We start from the raw sequence: 15,440 nt of genomic DNA, 5'->3' as shown, positions 1-15,440 counted from the left end.
GATTGTTGGAAAAAAGGTAAAGATGCTAGATTCTCCTTAAGTGAAGACATTAAAAGCAATTAAACCAGCTAAAAGAAGCAAAACTACGACTATTAAAAGATAAAAACTACCATTCTTACTATTTTTTTCAACTGCAAAAGCCTTTATTGAAGCATAAATAAAACTGATTAAAGCAATTAAATAAGCTAAATGAAGAAAAATAAAAATATAGATACTTCTAAAAATTAAATGGTATGCCACCATGAATTACACCTCTTGTAAAAAATATAGGTTCTCTTCTTAGTATAGCATTTATTTTTATTATTTTTACCAATAAAAAAACTGCTCCTCTGCTTTTAGCAGAAGAGCAGTTTTGGTTATAAATCAAAACTAATACTTTTTTTAGGCGCATCGTCAATAATTTGGCGAAAATCTAGTAAGCCCTCAGCTAATCCACGAATCAATATCTCAGCAGTGCCTAAATTTGTTGCCAATGGAACATTGTAAACATCACTTAATCGAATTAATGCATTAACATCCGGTTCATGAGGTTGAGAAGATAGTGGATCTCTCAGAAAAATTACCAAATCTAACTCATCCTCGGAAATTAAAGCACCGATTTGCTGATCGCCGCCAAGAGGGCCAGATTTGAAGCGGTGAACCTTTAGTCCAGTCGCTTCACTAATTCTTTGACCAGTCGTACCAGTAGCGAATAACTCATGATTTTTCAATAATGGTTGATAAGCGGTAACTAATTGAACCATCAAATCTTTTTTTCGATCATGAGCGATAAAAGCTATTTTCATTTGGCTCACTCCTTATTATAAAATGCTAGTTCTTGATTTAACAGAAATGGACGATAATAAGCAACGGTATCACTCATGGGTAAAATTTCAGGTGCTAATTCAATATTCAACGACTCTGCTAAGTAATCACGGCGACGAGTAAAATCGGCCCAAACTTTCGGATAATCCCGCTTAATTTCTTCTCGCAAAGTAGCATCTGCTAAACAAATCCCATCTTCACAACCAACGCCAGCATAACCAGCAACTTTAGGAATGAGATCAATTTGTAATAACTGTCCACTTTGTAAAACAGCGCTAGAATTTTTGGCAAATGGTGAAGACAACCATTCTTCATCGGCAACAAAATGACCAGGATTTAGTTCCCAGTGGTAATCTTTTTGTGGTAAAACTTTATCGATTTCAGTAAATAAAGTAGCGCCAGTTAAACCAAGCTTGACTGTTTTCAGCCAAGTAACCAAGGCTTGGTAATAGGGATAAGCAACTTTTTCTAGATAATCTTGTTGCTTTTCTGGTAAGTCATCAACATTATTTGCGACAAATGCTGCGCGAGAAGACAAACCACCTTTGTAACTTGTGGTTAATGAAAAAGTATCTCCCAGCTTGGTTTGTTTATTGCGAGGATAAAGTGTCGCATTACTGAAACGTTCACCAGTGGCGCAAATCGTTGTTACATTATGTTGTTGTCCAAAAGCCGATAAACTTGTTGCAATCGCCAATTCGGTTTTATTTAATTCAATTTGATTTAAGGTTTCTAATAAACAGTTACCTGCTAAACTCGCACCAAAACTATAATGAGCGATTTCGTTGGCATTGTTCGTAACGCGAAGACCATCTATTGGTGATAATAATAAATCAGCCACATTTTCCACGGAGGTAATGCTTTGTAAAGCTTGCAAGATATAATGGGGTATATCAAATAATTGACGGTTGTCTTCAATAGAAGAAGTAAACATTTTCCAACCAATTACGCCGACTTTAGTTAAATTTTTTAAGCCTGCTTCCGCAAAATAGCTACTCAAGGGGGCGTCGTCTAACATCGGTTGATTTGGTAAAGAGAAGAATGGGACATGAATTACTTGATTTTCCAGTCGCGCGACTTTACCCATCTTAGTATTTTCATTACCTAATAGTAAAAATGCTTTTCCATCTTGATGAAGTACCAAACAGGCTTCTTCAAAACGAGGAATAAAACCAGTAAAGTATTCAAAGTTAGCACCATGTTCACGATCGGCATAAATCACGACCGCATCCAATTGTGCTGCTTTCATTTTAGTTAAAAAAATCTGTCTCCGTTGGTTTAATGTTTCATCGGTTAAGTCGATCGGTGCAAGATCTTTGCTGGGTTGAGGTGAAGTTATTTTTTTTGTTTGAATTGTCATAAGAACTCCTTTATAGCTTTTCTAAAATGATAGCATAAAAAGGATTTTGATGGGACATTGATTTATTGAAAAGTCAGACTATTTATATTCCATCAAAAATATTATTTATTTAGAAAAAAAGACAGAAAAAACACGAACGTTTGATTATGTACGGAGAAAGCTTGAATTAATAAGCTTTCTAATTTTTCGAATCATTTTCAATCCGTGAACTATTTTGCTTGTGAAAAAAGTATTAGTGGGAAACAGATCATTTTGAAAAAGTAACTCTTTCTTGCTAAAGAAACTATTTTTTCTTAGAAGAAGTCAATAATAGCTTATTTTTTATCAAAAATATTTAGCTTATTTTTCAAATAAGCATAAGGAATTTTCATTTATAAAAGGATAATTTGCATTAAAAATGAATGGATAATCAGTTGTGAGCATTAAATATTTTTAGTAAAAAAAATTAAAAACATTGCTATACAGGCATTTAGATACAATAATTTTTCCGTTTTTATGATTGTAAGAAAAATCACAATAACATTCATTATTTTTGTTTCTGAAAATCGCAAGAAAGAATGCTTGGCAGATTCTCATTTTCTGATTATATTAATTTCACTTTTAACGAGGAAATAGAGAGGAAGTATGGCATGGAAGAAACAATGAACTTAAGTCAGCTTTTTAAACAGTTTAGAAAAGGTATCGGTTGGTTTATCGGTCTGACAATTGGAGGAGCAGTGATTGGTGGCATCATCGCTTATCTGATTTTAACCCCGCAATATACAAGTCAAAGTCAATTAATAGTAAAGATATCTGATACAAATAATAGCGGAAAAATAAGCGCAGGTTTAGCAATGATTAATACTTATAAGGATTTTGTTACTAGCGATGTAGTAGTGAAAGAAGTTAAACAGGAATTATCCGAAAATGAAAATCTTCAGCTCTCAAAAAAAACAATAAAAGATAGTCTTGAGGTTAATCAAAGTCCTAGTTCACAAATGTTTACGATTGAAGCGACGGCGACTGATAAAAAAGAAGCGGCAAAAATTGCTAACACAACAGTTGCTGTTTTTAAAACAAAAATTCGTGATGTTTTAGAAGTAAAAGATATTAAAACAGTCTCAAAAGCAACGCCTGCAAATCAAGCATCATACCCTAACCACTTGTTAATTGTTGGAATGGCCACATTGTTGGGTTTATTACTAGGATTTATAGTTGCTGCATTTAAGGGTAAGAAAGATTAATCAGAGGTGATTTGATATGGAAAAATCAATTAAATTAGTGGTTGAAAATCATCAATTACTGAATCGATTGCTTTACAAAAACCGACCTATTTACGGTTTCTTTAAAAGATCAATGGATATTGTTGGAGCAAGTATCGGCCTAGTCTTATTGTCGCCATTATTTATTATTGTTGCATTACTGATTACTCATGAAGATGCAAAGGGATCCATTTTCTTTGTTCAAAAAAGAGTTGGTAAGGATGGCAAAGTTTTTTGGATGTATAAGTTTCGCTCTATGTGTGTAGATGCTGAAAGTCAGTTGACTGCTTTGTTAGATCAAAATGAAATTGCTGGCAAAATGTTCAAAATGAAAAAAGATCCCAGAATCACAAAAATTGGTCGTTTTATTCGTAAAACCAGTATCGATGAATTACCTCAGCTTTTTAATGTATTAAAAGGTGAGATGAGTTTGATTGGTCCACGACCACCTTTAGAAAATGAAGTGGACGATTATTCCAGTCAAGATGCCAAACGTTTGTTAGTTAAACCAGGCTGCTCAGGCTTATGGCAAGTTAGCGGTCGAAATCAATTAAGTTTTGAAGAAATGGTTGCATTAGATGTTCGCTATATCCAAACCCGGAATCTAATATTTGATATTTTAATAATCGTCAAAACGATTTGGGTAATGATTAAACCAAACGGCGCATATTAAGAAGGAAAAACAATGAAAGAAAAACATATATATATCATCGGTTCGAAAGGGATTCCTGCAAAATATGGTGGATTTGAAACTTTCGTAGAAAAATTAACAGCCAATCGTTTAAATAATCAATTAACCTATCACGTAGCTTGTACGAAAGAAAACTCTTTAAAATCGGGTATTCAAGAAAAGACTTTTGTTTATCAATCAGCCCAATGTTTTACGATTGATGTCCCTGATATTGGACCAGCTAAAGCAATCTATTACGATATTGCAGCTTTAAATTATGCAATTCAAGAAGCCGAAAAAGAAAATTATCAACAACCAATCTTTTACGTATTGGCTTGCCGGATTGGTCCATTTATTCAAGGATTTAAAAAGAAAATTGAAAAAATCGGAGGACAATTATTTTTGAATCCCGATGGTCATGAATGGTTACGGGCAAAGTGGTCTTATCCTGTTCGCCGTTACTGGAAACTTTCAGAACGGTTAATGGTGAAACATGCAGATTTAATTATTTGCGATAGTCAAACGATTGAGCAATATATTCAAAAAAGTTACGCCAAATATCAACCTAAAACCACTTATATTGCCTACGGTAGTGACATTCCCCAACACTACTTAACTGCAACTGAGCCGAAAGTTCGTAAGTGGTTTTCTGACAATCATATTCGCGAAAAAGAATATTATTTGATTGTCGGTCGTTTTGTACCAGAAAACAATTACCGCGCAATGATTGAGCAATTCATGAAATCCACTAGCCAAAAGGATTTAGTGATTATCACTAATGTCGAACACAATAAATTGTATCAGCAATTATTAAAACAAACTGATTTTACTAAAGATGCGCGGATTAAATTTGTTGGGACGGTCTATGATCAAGAATTATTAAATTATATTCGGGTAGCAGCATATGCGTATCTCCATGGACACGAGGTTGGCGGTACCAATCCTTCATTGTTAGAGGCACTTGCTACCACACAATTAAACCTGTTATTGGATGTCGGCTTTAATTACGAAGTTGGTGAACAAGCAGGTGTTTATTGGCAAAAAAATAATTTAGCAGAAGTAATTACCACGGTTGAGAAATATTCCCCCCAAAAGATTTCTCAATTGAAGGAGCAAGCTGTCAGACGAATTAGTCAGGATTTTAGCTGGCAGAAGATCAATCAACAATACGAAAGCTGTTTTAATGAAGGTGTTTAAATGAAAATCTTACATTATACATTAGGCTTTGAACCTGCTAGGAGTGGCGGATTAATAAATTATGCAACTGATTTGATGCAAGAGCAGCATCATTCTGGACATCAAGTCTTTGCATTATATCCTGGAAAAAAATTGCTAACTAGTCAAAAAATAAAATTTTCCTTTCTTCAAAAAGAAGGAATCACGCGGATTGCGCTGAGAAATAGTTTGCCATTGGCTTTGTTTGGCGGCATTAAAAGCCCCACGGATTTCATGACTCCAGTGGAAGTGGTCAATTATTTGGCACTTTTGAAAAAAATCCAACCAGATGTGGTTCATTTACATACTTTAATGGGACTGCATCTGGAATTTCTGGAGGCCTGTCGTCAACTGAATATTCCTACAATTTTTACCAGTCATGATTATTTTGGCTTGGCACCAGAGCCCAATTTTTTTGATGGCAAAACCAGTTATCACCAAGATAATACAGCTTTAAATTGGCAAAAGGCCTCTGAGGATGCTTGGTCCACTGGGAAATTACGTTTATTTCAAAGTCGCTTCTATCCATTGATACGAACGATGGGGCGCCGTTTACCTCAATCAAAATTAATTCAGCAAGATCCTTTTTTTGCAAAAAAAACTGAGTATCAAGCCTTAAAAAGCTATTATCTGAAAATGTTTCGCTTGATTACCAAGTTTCACTTTAATAGTCAGGTAGCAGAAAGTGTGTATAGAAAAAACTTGCCTTTTAGAATAAACGGACAGGTTTCAAGCATCACTACTAACAGTATTTATCCGCGAATGATGGCTCAAAAAGAGCTGGCAGAAAAAATAAATGTCGCTTATATCGGACCAGCCAAAAAATTTAAAGGCTTTGCTGATTTTCTACAATTAGCCAAAGTATTACCGACGGAGAAATATCGTTTTCATACATTTGGTTATGCAGTCAAGAAAAGTTATTTTAATATTCACCAACATGGCCGTTTTGAAAAAGCTGATTTGGCGGCAGTCTATCATCAGATTGATTTACTGATTGTCCCCAGTCAATGGCAGGAAACCTTTGGCTTGATTGTGTTGGAAGCTTTAAGTTTTCAAATACCTGTTTTAGTCAGTGAAAAAGTCGGTGCCAAAGATATTTTACCGAAACATTGGCAGTACAAGAACTTGTCAGATTTAATTGAGAAGGTAAAAAAATTTGACTTTACTTTTAGTCCGGTTCATTTGAAGGACATATCGCAACATAGTGAAGAAATATTGACCCTTTATAGGAGGTGAGACGATGGAATTAGCATTAACTTTTAAAAAATCAACTATTGGATTGTTACTATTTGGGTTCTTGGTAACAGCTCAAAGTTTATTTCCCCGAACGATTTTTTTTATTAGTGCAATTGTCGTTTTGGGTATACTTTTTGGACTGGCAGATTATCATTTTCCCTTGAAAATCGTCTCATATCAAACACTGTTAATTGGGTTGTTTTTCTTAGGATTATTTGTAACTTTATTTCCTTTGGGTAATTATCAAACGACTGATCTGATTAGAGATATGGTTTATTTTCTTTCCCCGGTTCTTTTTATTCTAATTGGTCGATACTTATCTATTTTACAGGTTTCATTTGAAAAAATTATTCAATGGGTCATTATTCTTTCAGCAATACTTAGCCTTTATTTCATAGGACATCTCATTTGGGTTTTACTGCAGCTGAATGTCACAAATATTTATAATTTGCGAAATCAAATCGGTCATGGCTATACGATTGTTCCTTTTGGTCTAACTTTACTTATTTTTACTTCAGTTATAAAAAATAAATTTTGGCGCGTAGTTTTGAGCTTATTGATGCTAAGTCACTTAATTCTGTCTTTTTCTCGTTCGCTAATGATTATTACTATGATTCTAGTTTTGGTTTTAGCGATGGAGAAAAAAGCCAGTCGGAAGCTTATTTCAGTGATCTTAATTATTCTATTGGCAGCCATCATTTTTAAAATTTTCGAAGAACAAACCTTTATTGCAAATTTTCTAACAAAAATCATGCGAACAATCACTGAATTAAGTGGCAGCCAAGATTGGAGTAGTAGCCAGATGATTACTAGCAATTGGCGGGGTTATGAAACCCATCAAGCTATGACCGAATTTAATAGTTGGAATATTTTCCATCAGTTATTTGGGGGAGGATTTGGTAATAATATTTATGTTGGAGACTATGCTTATTTAGTTGGCGTGAAAGGCAATAGTATTCCGTTTTTACATAATGGTTATTTCACTATTTTGATAAAACAGGGCGTTCTTGGTGTTATTATTTATTTGGCCTTTTTAGGATTGAATAGTTTAACAACTTTCGGCGCAATTTTACGTAAAAATAGTTTTGAAAATCGTTTGCTGTTAGCAGTTTTCTTAATTATTCTAGTCACAACTTATACGACTACTGGCATTTTTACTTTGGAAAATGGTGGATTCTTATGTGTATTTATCGGTTATTTAGCTAAGAAAGAACAGGTGTCCATTTGGAAAACTTCGTTAACTTAATAGTTTTAAATTACAATAACTACCAAGAAACTAGTAATTTTGTGAAAATTATGGAGGAACGTCGCCAGATTGACCAAATTATAGTGGTAGATAATGCTTCAACTGATCATTCTTACGAATATTTGTGGCGTTTGCGAAACCAAAAAGTTCATGTGATCCAAACAACAAAAAATGGGGGCTATAGTGCCGGTAATAATTTCGGGATTTTTTATGGATTGAAGCATTTTAGGCCCCAATTTTTTTTAATTGCTAATCCTGATATTGCAATAAGTGAGGAAGACTTGGATCAGTTTATCAAACATTTAGCTGATTTGCCTAAAAAAACTGGGATTGTCGCACCCATCATGCTGACAAAAGAAAAATCGCAAGCTTACAATTCCGGCTGGCAGTTACCTAGTTATGGATCAGATTTACTGGCAACTAGTTTAATCTTGAATAAATTTTTTAAAAAAAGAAATAGTTACGGCAGCTTACCAGACGAAAAAAAATTAATCCCTGTAGATGTATTGCCAGGCTCATTTTTTGCTATTTCAGCTGAAGCGCTAGAAAAGATTGGCTATTTGGATGAAACGACGTTTTTGTACTGTGAAGAACGAATTTTAAGTTATAAATTACGAGCGCATAGTTATAGGAATTTTTTAGTCAGTCGAGTTGTCTATTTTCATGACCACGGAACGACTACCAAAAAACAAATCAGCAAATTAAAACAGCAACAAATTTATTTCTCCAGTATACGTTATTACTTAAACCATTATTTACAAGTATCAACTTGGCAGAAAAATGTTTTTTCCTTTTTTGCTTATGCAGGATTATTAGAACGAAAATTGATTTATTCGTGGCAAGATTGGTTATTAGAAAAGAGGCAAAAAAATGGAGAAAATTGATTTTGTTGTGACCTGGGTCGATGGCAATGACCCAATTTGGCAAACTAAAAAAGCCCATTATCAAACAAAAAATCCGTTGTTAAACAGTGAAGCCCGTTATCGAAATTGGCAATTTTTACATTACTGGTTTCGTAGTGTGGAAAAAAATGCCCCTTGGGTCAATCGAATCTTTTTAATCACAGAAGGACATTTGCCTAGTTGGTTAAACACTGCGCATCCCAAGCTGGTTCATGTTCGTCATGAGGATTATATTCCTGCTGAATACCTACCTACTTATAATTCTAATGTGATTGAACTTCATATTCATCGAATTAAAGAATTGAGTTCGCAGTTTGTTTTATTTAATGATGATATGTTTTTAAATCGACAAATGCAGCCTACTGATTTCTTTTCAGCTGGTAAACCGCGAGACTTTGGAATTTTTAGTCCTTTAGTACCACAAGCTAATTCATTAGACACCGTCATTCTAAAAATGAATCAATTGATTAATCAACATTTTTCAAAGAAAAGTATTCTAAAAGGACATTTTTCTCAATACTTTAATTTGAAATATGGTCGCCAACTGATGAAAAATTTTTGTGTTCTTCCTTGGCAAGGTGTATTGGGTTTTTACGATCCCCACTTGCCGGTCGCTTATTTAAAAAGTACTTTTGAAGATGTTTGGCAAATTGAGCAAGCTGAATTGGAGAGGATTTCTCAGCATCGTTTTCGTGAAAGTGACGATATAAGTCATTGGTTAATGCGGTATTGGCAATTAGCCAGTGGTAATTTTGAACCACAACCTATTTCTGTCGGGAAAAATTATCTAATTGGTGAGTTACCGATTGATATTGAAAGAGAAATTAATCAAGGTAAACATTCCTTGGTTTGTCTAAATGATAATGATTTTCTAAAAAATTTTAATAGAGCCAAAGAAATGATTTTGACCGCTTTTGACAATCGCTATCCTGAAAAATCTGCATTTGAAAAATAAAAAGGAGCTTGAATGAATACAAAAACCAAAAATTTACTCAAGAATCTACGCTATACTTTATCTGCTAATTTTTTAGTGTTAGGTATTTCACTGATCTTAAATATTGTGGTGCCAAAATTTATTTCTACTGAAGCGTATAGTTATTGGCAATTGTATGTTTTTTATGGCACCTATGTAGGCTTCTTTCATTTTGGCTGGCTTGATGGAATTTATTTAAAAACCGGCGGGAAGTATTACCAAGAATTGGACAAAAAATCCCTCGGTAGTCAATTTTGGTATTTAATGATTTTTGAGACCTTCTTAACCTTGATTGTTGGTGGGTACGGAATAATATTGCATAATAATAAAGGGATCGTTTTGTTGTTTACCGCGACTCTTTTAGTGGTAACCAATAGCCGGACGTTTATTTTATATATTTTGGAATCCACCAATCGTTTTAAAGAATATGCCCAGCTTTCCCGCAGTGATCGTTATTTATATCTTTTGTTTTTAGTTGGTTATTTACTTGCTGGTGGGCGTGATTTTATTTGGTTGTTGGCTTTTGATGTGTTAGCAAAAGGGCTAGTCACTTTATGGGGAATGTATTTGATTCGGGATTTGCTGAAGGGAAAAATCTTCAAATTAAAATTTCTCCAGTTTGAGATTGGGGATAATTTAAAAATTGGCAGTAATTTGTTAATAAGCAATCTGGCTTCGATGTTTATTTTAGGGATTACTAGAATTTTTGTGGAGCGCAGTTGGAGCATCAATACGTTTGGTAAGCTTTCATTCACTTTGAGTATGTCCAATCTATTTATGACTTTTATTAATGCAGTTGGTGTGGTGATGTTTCCTTTATTAAGAAGAACCAATCAAGAACAATTGCCGCAATTGTATCAAACCATCCGTAATGTCTTTGTACCAATCACTTTTGCTATTTTATTAACCTACCAGCCGATTTCATTTTTATTAAACTTGTGGCTGCCTCAGTATCAAGCCAGCTTAATTTATATGGGTGTTCTTTTTCCCACCGTCATTTATGAAGGCAGAATGGCTTTGTTAGTCAATACTTATTTAAAAACCATGCGTCAAGAACGAACGATTCTTATGGTTAATCTAACTACTTTATTTTTATCGACTGCTTTAAGTGCACTAACTGTTTTTATTTTTCACAATATCCTTCTAACAGTCGGAGTTATTTTATTGAGCTTAGTATTTAGATGTATCTTCGCGGAAAAAATGTTGACAGGGCAATTGAAAATAAAGGTAGGGAAACAAAATATTCAAGAACTTATTTTAGTGACAGCTTTTGTGTTTGGGAATCTATTACTGACGCCTCTTGTGAGTTTTCTAGGTTATTTCGCTTTGTATGGTGCTTATCTATTGATTAATCTGTGGCGCACACGAGATAGTCTGAGTTATTTTTTAGTTTTAATAAAAAAAACAAGTACGGCTCTATAGTTTGAGCCGTACTTATTTAATATGCCCGAGCAATCCAAACAGTATATTTTGCGGGCTTTCCACTGACTAAGTCAAATTCTTTTTCCACCGGTGCTTGAAAAGGAATATTGCGAGTTGTAAATCCTGTTTCAGCTTTTATGATTGCTTCTGTTTCTGCTGAACCATCCCATCCGATTAAAACAAAGCCAGGTGTTTTTTTGGTTTCACGACAGTTTTTAATATGATCCTTTAACTCTTGGAGAGTCTGAATATTTGTGTATTCATTGCTTGTAGCACGTTGCCGGGCTTTTTCTAGTAAACGTTGTTGCATGTCATTCATATACTTCTCAATGGTAGGTACTAATTGTTCTAAAGAAACAGTTTCTTTTTCCGCTAAGTCTCGCATTTTTAAAGTGATACTATTTTTAGCTAGATCTCGAGGGCCTAACTCTAATTGAACGGAAGCACCTTTTTGTTCCCATTTATTAAATTTGAAACCGGCAGTATTATCAGAGTCATCTAAGCGAACACGAATCCCGGCAGTCTTTAATTGCTCTTTAAGTTCATTTAATCTGGTTAAAATTTTTGGTACTTTTTTATATGGACCGACTGGAATTAAAATTACTTGGGTTGGAGCAATCTTTGGTGGTAAAACCAAACCTTGCTCATCACCATGAACCATGATTAGTGAACCAATTAAACGAGTAGAAACTGCCCATGAGGTTGTATGGACCAACGTATGTTGATTTTTTTGATTTAAGTAACGAATATCAAATGCTTCTGCAAATTTCGTACCTAGGTAATGGGAGGTACCTGCTTGAACTGCTTTCCCATCTTGCATCATAGCTTCAACAGAATACGTGTCTACAGCTCCGGCAAAACGTTCTGAAGGTGTTTTTTTTCCTACATAAACCGGGATGGCTAAAAATTTTTCTAGTAGTTCAACATAAAAGTTCAAAACATGTAATGTTCTTTTCCTTGCATCTGCTTCGTTAGCATGGGCTGTATGTCCTTCATGCCACAAAAATTCTGATGTGCGTAAAAAGGGCAGTGTTTTCTTTTCCCAGCGAAAAACATTCGCCCATTGATTAATCTCATATGGTAAATCGCGATAAGATTTAATCCATTCATGAAAAGATTGCCCAATCATAGTTTCAGAAGTGGGGCGTAATGCGTACGGTTCTTCCAACTTTTCATTTCCAACTTCTGTTACCCATGGTAATTCTGGAGCAAAACCTTCAACGTGCTCTGCTTCTTTCATAAAATAGCTTTTAGGAATTAACATAGGAAAATAAACATTTCGAATGTCTTCAGATTGTAAATAGCGATTAACTTCTTGCTGGATTCTCTCCCATAATTCAAAACCATCTGGACGAAAAACGATACAGCCTCGCACCTCCGAATAACTCATTAATTCTGCTTGTTGAATCGTTTGTAAATACCATTTTGAAAAATCCTCTGTTTGTAAATTGGTCATGTTTTTTCCTCCTTTGATAAAAAAAGCAAACTCGTCCTATAAAAAAAGGACGAATTTGCTTCGCGGTACCACCTTGATTGGTTGCCTGCAACCCAACTCAAATCTTTTAACGCAAGAATACGGACTAGTTTGCTAGCCAAAAATTTAGTAGGTTCAATTTGATTGATTATCGAATTCGCAGCAACATCGACTCTCTGAAAATCAATTCATATTTACTAAGCTAAATTAAATTGTTGAAGCTAGCTTATCAAGATTATACGTAAAAAAGTCAGATTATTTTCTCCAAAAATATAAAAATCTGCTCAAATTAAGTTATACTTGTTAAAAATTGGAGGTGCCTAAATTGGATAATCGTTTACATGAAGAAAATAAATATAAATATTCAACTTTTCCTTTCGAAATCTATCGCGTAAACCAATTTTCTATGACCCCCAAAGGTCGGGGATTTGATGATCTTCACTGGCACTAAGAGTTACAATTTACAATTGCTGAAAAGGGGCCTTTACGGATGCAAGTAAACGGTGAGCTAGTTTTTTTAGCAGAAGGTGAGGGATTATTTATTTCACCAGAAGTTCTACATACAACTAAAACGATGCAGACCGACGGCAGTTATTATAGCTTAAATGTCCAAACTAAAATTTTATCATTCTTTCTAGGAAGCTTAATGGAGCAAAAGTATGTTTTACCTTACCTTAAGCAACAAAGATGGTTGCATTTGAATCAAGGCGATCTTAGTCAGGAAAAAATTTTGTCTCAAATCAAACAGATTAATCAAATTTATTTAAATCAAAGTGATTTTGCTTGGGAATATCAAATTGCTGTTTTGTTAGTAAGCTGCTGGCAAGAAATTATTCAAGCTCAAGAACAGTTATCATTACCTGCGGATAAAAAACAGTTACAGCATCAGAAACGAATGCAATTGTTATTAAATTTTGTTCAAGAAAATTATATGCGAGAACTTCGGCTTTCTGAAATGGCTCAAGCAGCACACATTTCTATTTCTGAGTGTACGCGTTCTTTTAAAAAATTTACCGATTATTCTCCCTATGAATATTTATTGCAATATAGAATAAAAAAAGCCGCTGAAAAATTATTACAAACTGATCTAACAGTTGAACAAATAGCTATTCAAACGGGTTTTAAAGATGCGTCCAGTTTTATTCAAGCATTTAAAAGGAGAGTAGGTTTAACGCCTTTAAAATATCGGAAAAATTACCAAAATTAACGATGTAAAAGCTTTTTTACGTACTTGGTAAAAGATTTTTATCGTCATTAGCAAAGAAATTTGATTTAATATAAGTGACAAATAATAGAAAATGAGGGTATCAGATGGAAGTTGGGATGCGCATTAAGCAACGACGAAACGAACTTCATTTAACGCAAGATGAAGTAGCGGAAGCGTTAGGAATTACTCGTCAAACCATTTCAAATTGGGAAAACGGACGCAGTTATCCTGACATTGAGCGAGTGATTCGTTTGTCGGAAATTTATCAGTTGTCATTAGACGAATTATTGAAAGGAGATGTTAAAATGGTCCATCATTTACAAGATAATACCAATGTGAATCGTTATTTAAAGCTATTTATTTTATTACTTGGCATCAATATTTTGTTGATGCTGTCGCTTTCATTTTTGGGTCCAATAAATGAAATTCTTTTATTTGGTATTTTTGCCTTGATTGGGATTAATTCTTTTTCCATCTTCTATCTGATTATTAAAAAAATTTAGGAGTGAGAAGTTTATGATTGAAGCAGTTTTCATAGTGTGTATCGGTGTGATTTTAGTCACTGGCGTCTTTCTATATTATTATTTGTACCAGTTAGTTTTATTAGATGCCAAAAGCCGCGACATTGCCCATCCTAAATTATGGTCATTATTTGCTACAAGTGGACAAAACAGCAGTGGTTTATTCTTATATTTATTTAAGCGACGAAAAACGACTAGCTTTTTGACAGCGGAGCAAAATTTAAAATTTCTAGGAATCAAACGGAAAATCTATTGCTTAATGGGATTGGAATTGGCAGTTTTTTTAATGATGCTAGCTAATTTGATTCGAGGAATAAGATAAATAGTTGTGATATTAGCTTCTTTTACAGATGAGTTATCCAAGCAAGGGTGTACTTACTTTCGTGGTTTAGTAATTTTTTGAAGGTAAGAATGAAGCTTTAGCTATATAACTTCTGGACAATTTGAAGCTGTTATAACTTTTGTCCCATTTTTTTCAATCAAAAAAGCACTTCGAAAAGTGCTTAAAAATTATAGTTTATCGAGAACTTTAGCTTTGGCGATCGCAAATTCTTCTTCCGTCAATAAGCCAGCTTCTTTCAGTTCAATTAGCTCTAAAATTTCTTTACTTAAATCTTTTACAGCTGGGGCTTTCGGAGTGGATTCTTCCACCGGATAAATTTTTTCAAAGACATTATTCGGTGAGGTCCCTTTTTTATACTCAGACAAGGCTAAAGCTGCACCGACAATTTTTAACACATTCATCGCTAAAATGGCACTGACTAGATAAAAAATATTCCAACCTTGTGACACGGGAACTTTTTTTAAACCAATATAAGCAACTACTTGAAAGGCCACAAATCCAACAACCACTAGAAACATCAAGACTGAGGTAAACATCATGGCACCCTGTGCATAATAATCGTAATAGTAATAACTATCCAGCATCATTCCCGACACAATAATTAGTCCGAACAAAAAAGCCAAGATCCCGCAACCTGTACCAATCCACCAACTAATCGTCAAAATTGTTCGAGCGGTAGACTTAGGCAATTCTTCTTTTAAATCTTCTTTCATTTTTTCTCCTTCCAAACATCCTTTTGAAAACTTCATCTAAATATACCAGACTTAAGCTCAAATAGCTCATAAAAAAATCATCCGGACTTAAAATTATCCGTCTATTTGACATT

At 34.2% G+C, this 15,440-nt stretch carries 17 protein-coding genes and 1 other annotated feature; of the genes, 12 read left to right on the top strand and 5 right to left on the bottom strand.

The annotated features are described in order from the left end of the window. Positions 1-36: 36 nt before the first annotated feature. The 3 genes from ID741_RS16075 to ID741_RS16065 all read right to left on the bottom strand — a co-directional run bounded on the left by ID741_RS16075 (position 37) and on the right by ID741_RS16065 (position 2,164). Positions 37-243 carry a hypothetical protein gene (locus ID741_RS16075; protein WP_218325691.1) on the bottom strand — a complete coding sequence of 69 codons (207 nt, stop codon included), beginning with the start codon at positions 241-243 and terminating at the stop codon, positions 37-39. A gap of 113 nt (positions 244-356) precedes the next feature. Next, the gene (mgsA, locus tag ID741_RS16070; protein WP_218325692.1) at positions 357-785 is read right to left on the bottom strand and encodes a methylglyoxal synthase; all 429 of its coding nucleotides are present in this window, start codon (positions 783-785) and stop codon (positions 357-359) included. A gap of 5 nt (positions 786-790) precedes the next feature. Continuing rightward, positions 791-2,164: a M24 family metallopeptidase gene (locus ID741_RS16065; protein WP_438720742.1), complete on the bottom strand. Its 1,374-nt coding sequence runs from the start codon at positions 2,162-2,164 to the stop codon at positions 791-793. A gap of 629 nt (positions 2,165-2,793) precedes the next feature. On the opposite strand from ID741_RS16065, the gene ID741_RS16060 reads away from it, so the two are divergent. Genes ID741_RS16060 through ID741_RS16025 form a run of 8 tightly spaced genes read left to right on the top strand, consistent with a single transcriptional unit; the run spans position 2,794 to position 11,069 of the window. Continuing rightward, positions 2,794-3,387 (top strand): YveK family protein, encoded by a 594-nt coding sequence (locus ID741_RS16060; RefSeq protein WP_438720741.1) that lies wholly within the window; start codon positions 2,794-2,796, stop codon positions 3,385-3,387. A gap of 16 nt (positions 3,388-3,403) precedes the next feature. Further along, positions 3,404-4,078: a sugar transferase gene (locus tag ID741_RS16055; RefSeq protein WP_438720740.1), complete on the top strand. Its 675-nt coding sequence runs from the start codon at positions 3,404-3,406 to the stop codon at positions 4,076-4,078. Between the two features lie 12 nt (positions 4,079-4,090). Beyond that, complete coding sequence (gene cps2T / locus ID741_RS16050; protein ID WP_438720739.1) at positions 4,091-5,272, top strand: beta 1-4 rhamnosyltransferase Cps2T; 1,182 nt, start codon at positions 4,091-4,093, stop codon at positions 5,270-5,272. Beyond that, entirely contained in the window at positions 5,273-6,526 is a 1,254-nt protein-coding gene (locus ID741_RS16045; RefSeq protein WP_438720738.1) for a glycosyltransferase, read from the top strand. 4 nt (positions 6,527-6,530) lie between these two features. Then, positions 6,531-7,772 carry an O-antigen ligase family protein gene (locus tag ID741_RS16040; RefSeq protein ID WP_438720737.1) on the top strand — a complete coding sequence of 414 codons (1,242 nt, stop codon included), beginning with the start codon at positions 6,531-6,533 and terminating at the stop codon, positions 7,770-7,772. Then, on the top strand, positions 7,751-8,656 hold the full coding sequence (locus ID741_RS16035; protein ID WP_438720736.1) for a glycosyltransferase family 2 protein: 906 nt from the start codon (positions 7,751-7,753) through the stop codon (positions 8,654-8,656). Before ID741_RS16040 ends, ID741_RS16035 begins: the two co-directional genes overlap by 22 nt. Further along, a complete protein-coding gene (locus ID741_RS16030) occupies positions 8,643-9,629 on the top strand; it encodes a Stealth CR1 domain-containing protein (protein ID WP_438720735.1) in 987 nt (328 codons plus the stop codon). The genes ID741_RS16035 and ID741_RS16030 overlap by 14 nt, the downstream gene beginning before the upstream one ends. A gap of 12 nt (positions 9,630-9,641) precedes the next feature. Further along, positions 9,642-11,069, top strand: coding sequence for a lipopolysaccharide biosynthesis protein (locus ID741_RS16025; RefSeq protein ID WP_438720734.1), 1,428 nt, complete (start codon positions 9,642-9,644; stop codon positions 11,067-11,069). Positions 11,070-11,085: 16 nt separating this feature from the next. Here ID741_RS16025 and proS read toward each other — a convergent pair whose 3' ends face one another. Beyond that, positions 11,086-12,525 (bottom strand): proline--tRNA ligase, encoded by a 1,440-nt coding sequence (gene proS, locus ID741_RS16020; RefSeq protein ID WP_438720733.1) that lies wholly within the window; start codon positions 12,523-12,525, stop codon positions 11,086-11,088. Between the two features lie 42 nt (positions 12,526-12,567). After that, positions 12,568-12,763: a binding site (T-box leader), on the bottom strand. A 105-nt stretch (positions 12,764-12,868) separates the two neighbouring features. Between proS and ID741_RS16015 the strand changes: the two genes are divergently transcribed. From ID741_RS16015 to ID741_RS16000, 4 genes are all read left to right on the top strand, one after another. Continuing rightward, positions 12,869-12,994: a hypothetical protein gene (locus ID741_RS16015; RefSeq protein ID WP_438720732.1), complete on the top strand. Its 126-nt coding sequence runs from the start codon at positions 12,869-12,871 to the stop codon at positions 12,992-12,994. A gap of 39 nt (positions 12,995-13,033) precedes the next feature. Beyond that, positions 13,034-13,750 (top strand): helix-turn-helix domain-containing protein, encoded by a 717-nt coding sequence (locus tag ID741_RS16010; RefSeq protein WP_438720731.1) that lies wholly within the window; start codon positions 13,034-13,036, stop codon positions 13,748-13,750. Between the two features lie 104 nt (positions 13,751-13,854). Continuing rightward, the gene (locus ID741_RS16005) at positions 13,855-14,253 is read left to right on the top strand and encodes a helix-turn-helix domain-containing protein (RefSeq protein WP_218325704.1); all 399 of its coding nucleotides are present in this window, start codon (positions 13,855-13,857) and stop codon (positions 14,251-14,253) included. A gap of 13 nt (positions 14,254-14,266) precedes the next feature. Beyond that, entirely contained in the window at positions 14,267-14,593 is a 327-nt protein-coding gene (locus tag ID741_RS16000; RefSeq protein WP_438720730.1) for a hypothetical protein, read from the top strand. A 188-nt stretch (positions 14,594-14,781) separates the two neighbouring features. Here ID741_RS16000 and ID741_RS15995 read toward each other — a convergent pair whose 3' ends face one another. Further along, a complete protein-coding gene (locus ID741_RS15995) occupies positions 14,782-15,327 on the bottom strand; it encodes an SHOCT domain-containing protein (protein WP_438720729.1) in 546 nt (181 codons plus the stop codon). Between the last annotated feature and the right edge of the window lie 113 nt (positions 15,328-15,440).

It is taken from the genome of Enterococcus sp. AZ103, assembly GCF_051714685.1.
Classification (GTDB): domain Bacteria; phylum Bacillota; class Bacilli; order Lactobacillales; family Enterococcaceae; genus Enterococcus_A; species Enterococcus_A alishanensis.
Note: the sequence above shows the minus strand (reverse complement) of the source record. Positions and strands in the feature narration are given on the sequence as shown.

Bases quoted from the DNA above. Each gene is read 5' to 3' on its own strand.
- ID741_RS16075 (WP_218325691.1), bottom strand. From the start codon at position 243: ATGGTGGCATACCATTTAATTTTTAGAAGTATCTATATTTTTATTTTT.
- mgsA (WP_218325692.1), bottom strand. From the start codon at position 785: ATGAAAATAGCTTTTATCGCTCATGATCGAAAAAAAGATTTGATGGTT.
- ID741_RS16065 (WP_438720742.1), bottom strand. From the start codon at position 2,164: ATGACAATTCAAACAAAAAAAATAACTTCACCTCAACCCAGCAAAGAT.
- ID741_RS16060 (WP_438720741.1), top strand. From the start codon at position 2,794: ATGGAAGAAACAATGAACTTAAGTCAGCTTTTTAAACAGTTTAGAAAA.
- ID741_RS16055 (WP_438720740.1), top strand. From the start codon at position 3,404: ATGGAAAAATCAATTAAATTAGTGGTTGAAAATCATCAATTACTGAAT.
- cps2T (WP_438720739.1), top strand. From the start codon at position 4,091: ATGAAAGAAAAACATATATATATCATCGGTTCGAAAGGGATTCCTGCA.
- ID741_RS16045 (WP_438720738.1), top strand. From the start codon at position 5,273: ATGAAAATCTTACATTATACATTAGGCTTTGAACCTGCTAGGAGTGGC.
- ID741_RS16040 (WP_438720737.1), top strand. From the start codon at position 6,531: ATGGAATTAGCATTAACTTTTAAAAAATCAACTATTGGATTGTTACTA.
- ID741_RS16030 (WP_438720735.1), top strand. From the start codon at position 8,643: ATGGAGAAAATTGATTTTGTTGTGACCTGGGTCGATGGCAATGACCCA.
- ID741_RS16025 (WP_438720734.1), top strand. From the start codon at position 9,642: ATGAATACAAAAACCAAAAATTTACTCAAGAATCTACGCTATACTTTA.
- proS (WP_438720733.1), bottom strand. From the start codon at position 12,525: ATGACCAATTTACAAACAGAGGATTTTTCAAAATGGTATTTACAAACG.
- ID741_RS16010 (WP_438720731.1), top strand. From the start codon at position 13,034: ATGCAAGTAAACGGTGAGCTAGTTTTTTTAGCAGAAGGTGAGGGATTA.
- ID741_RS16005 (WP_218325704.1), top strand. From the start codon at position 13,855: ATGGAAGTTGGGATGCGCATTAAGCAACGACGAAACGAACTTCATTTA.
- ID741_RS16000 (WP_438720730.1), top strand. From the start codon at position 14,267: ATGATTGAAGCAGTTTTCATAGTGTGTATCGGTGTGATTTTAGTCACT.
- ID741_RS15995 (WP_438720729.1), bottom strand. From the start codon at position 15,327: ATGAAAGAAGATTTAAAAGAAGAATTGCCTAAGTCTACCGCTCGAACA.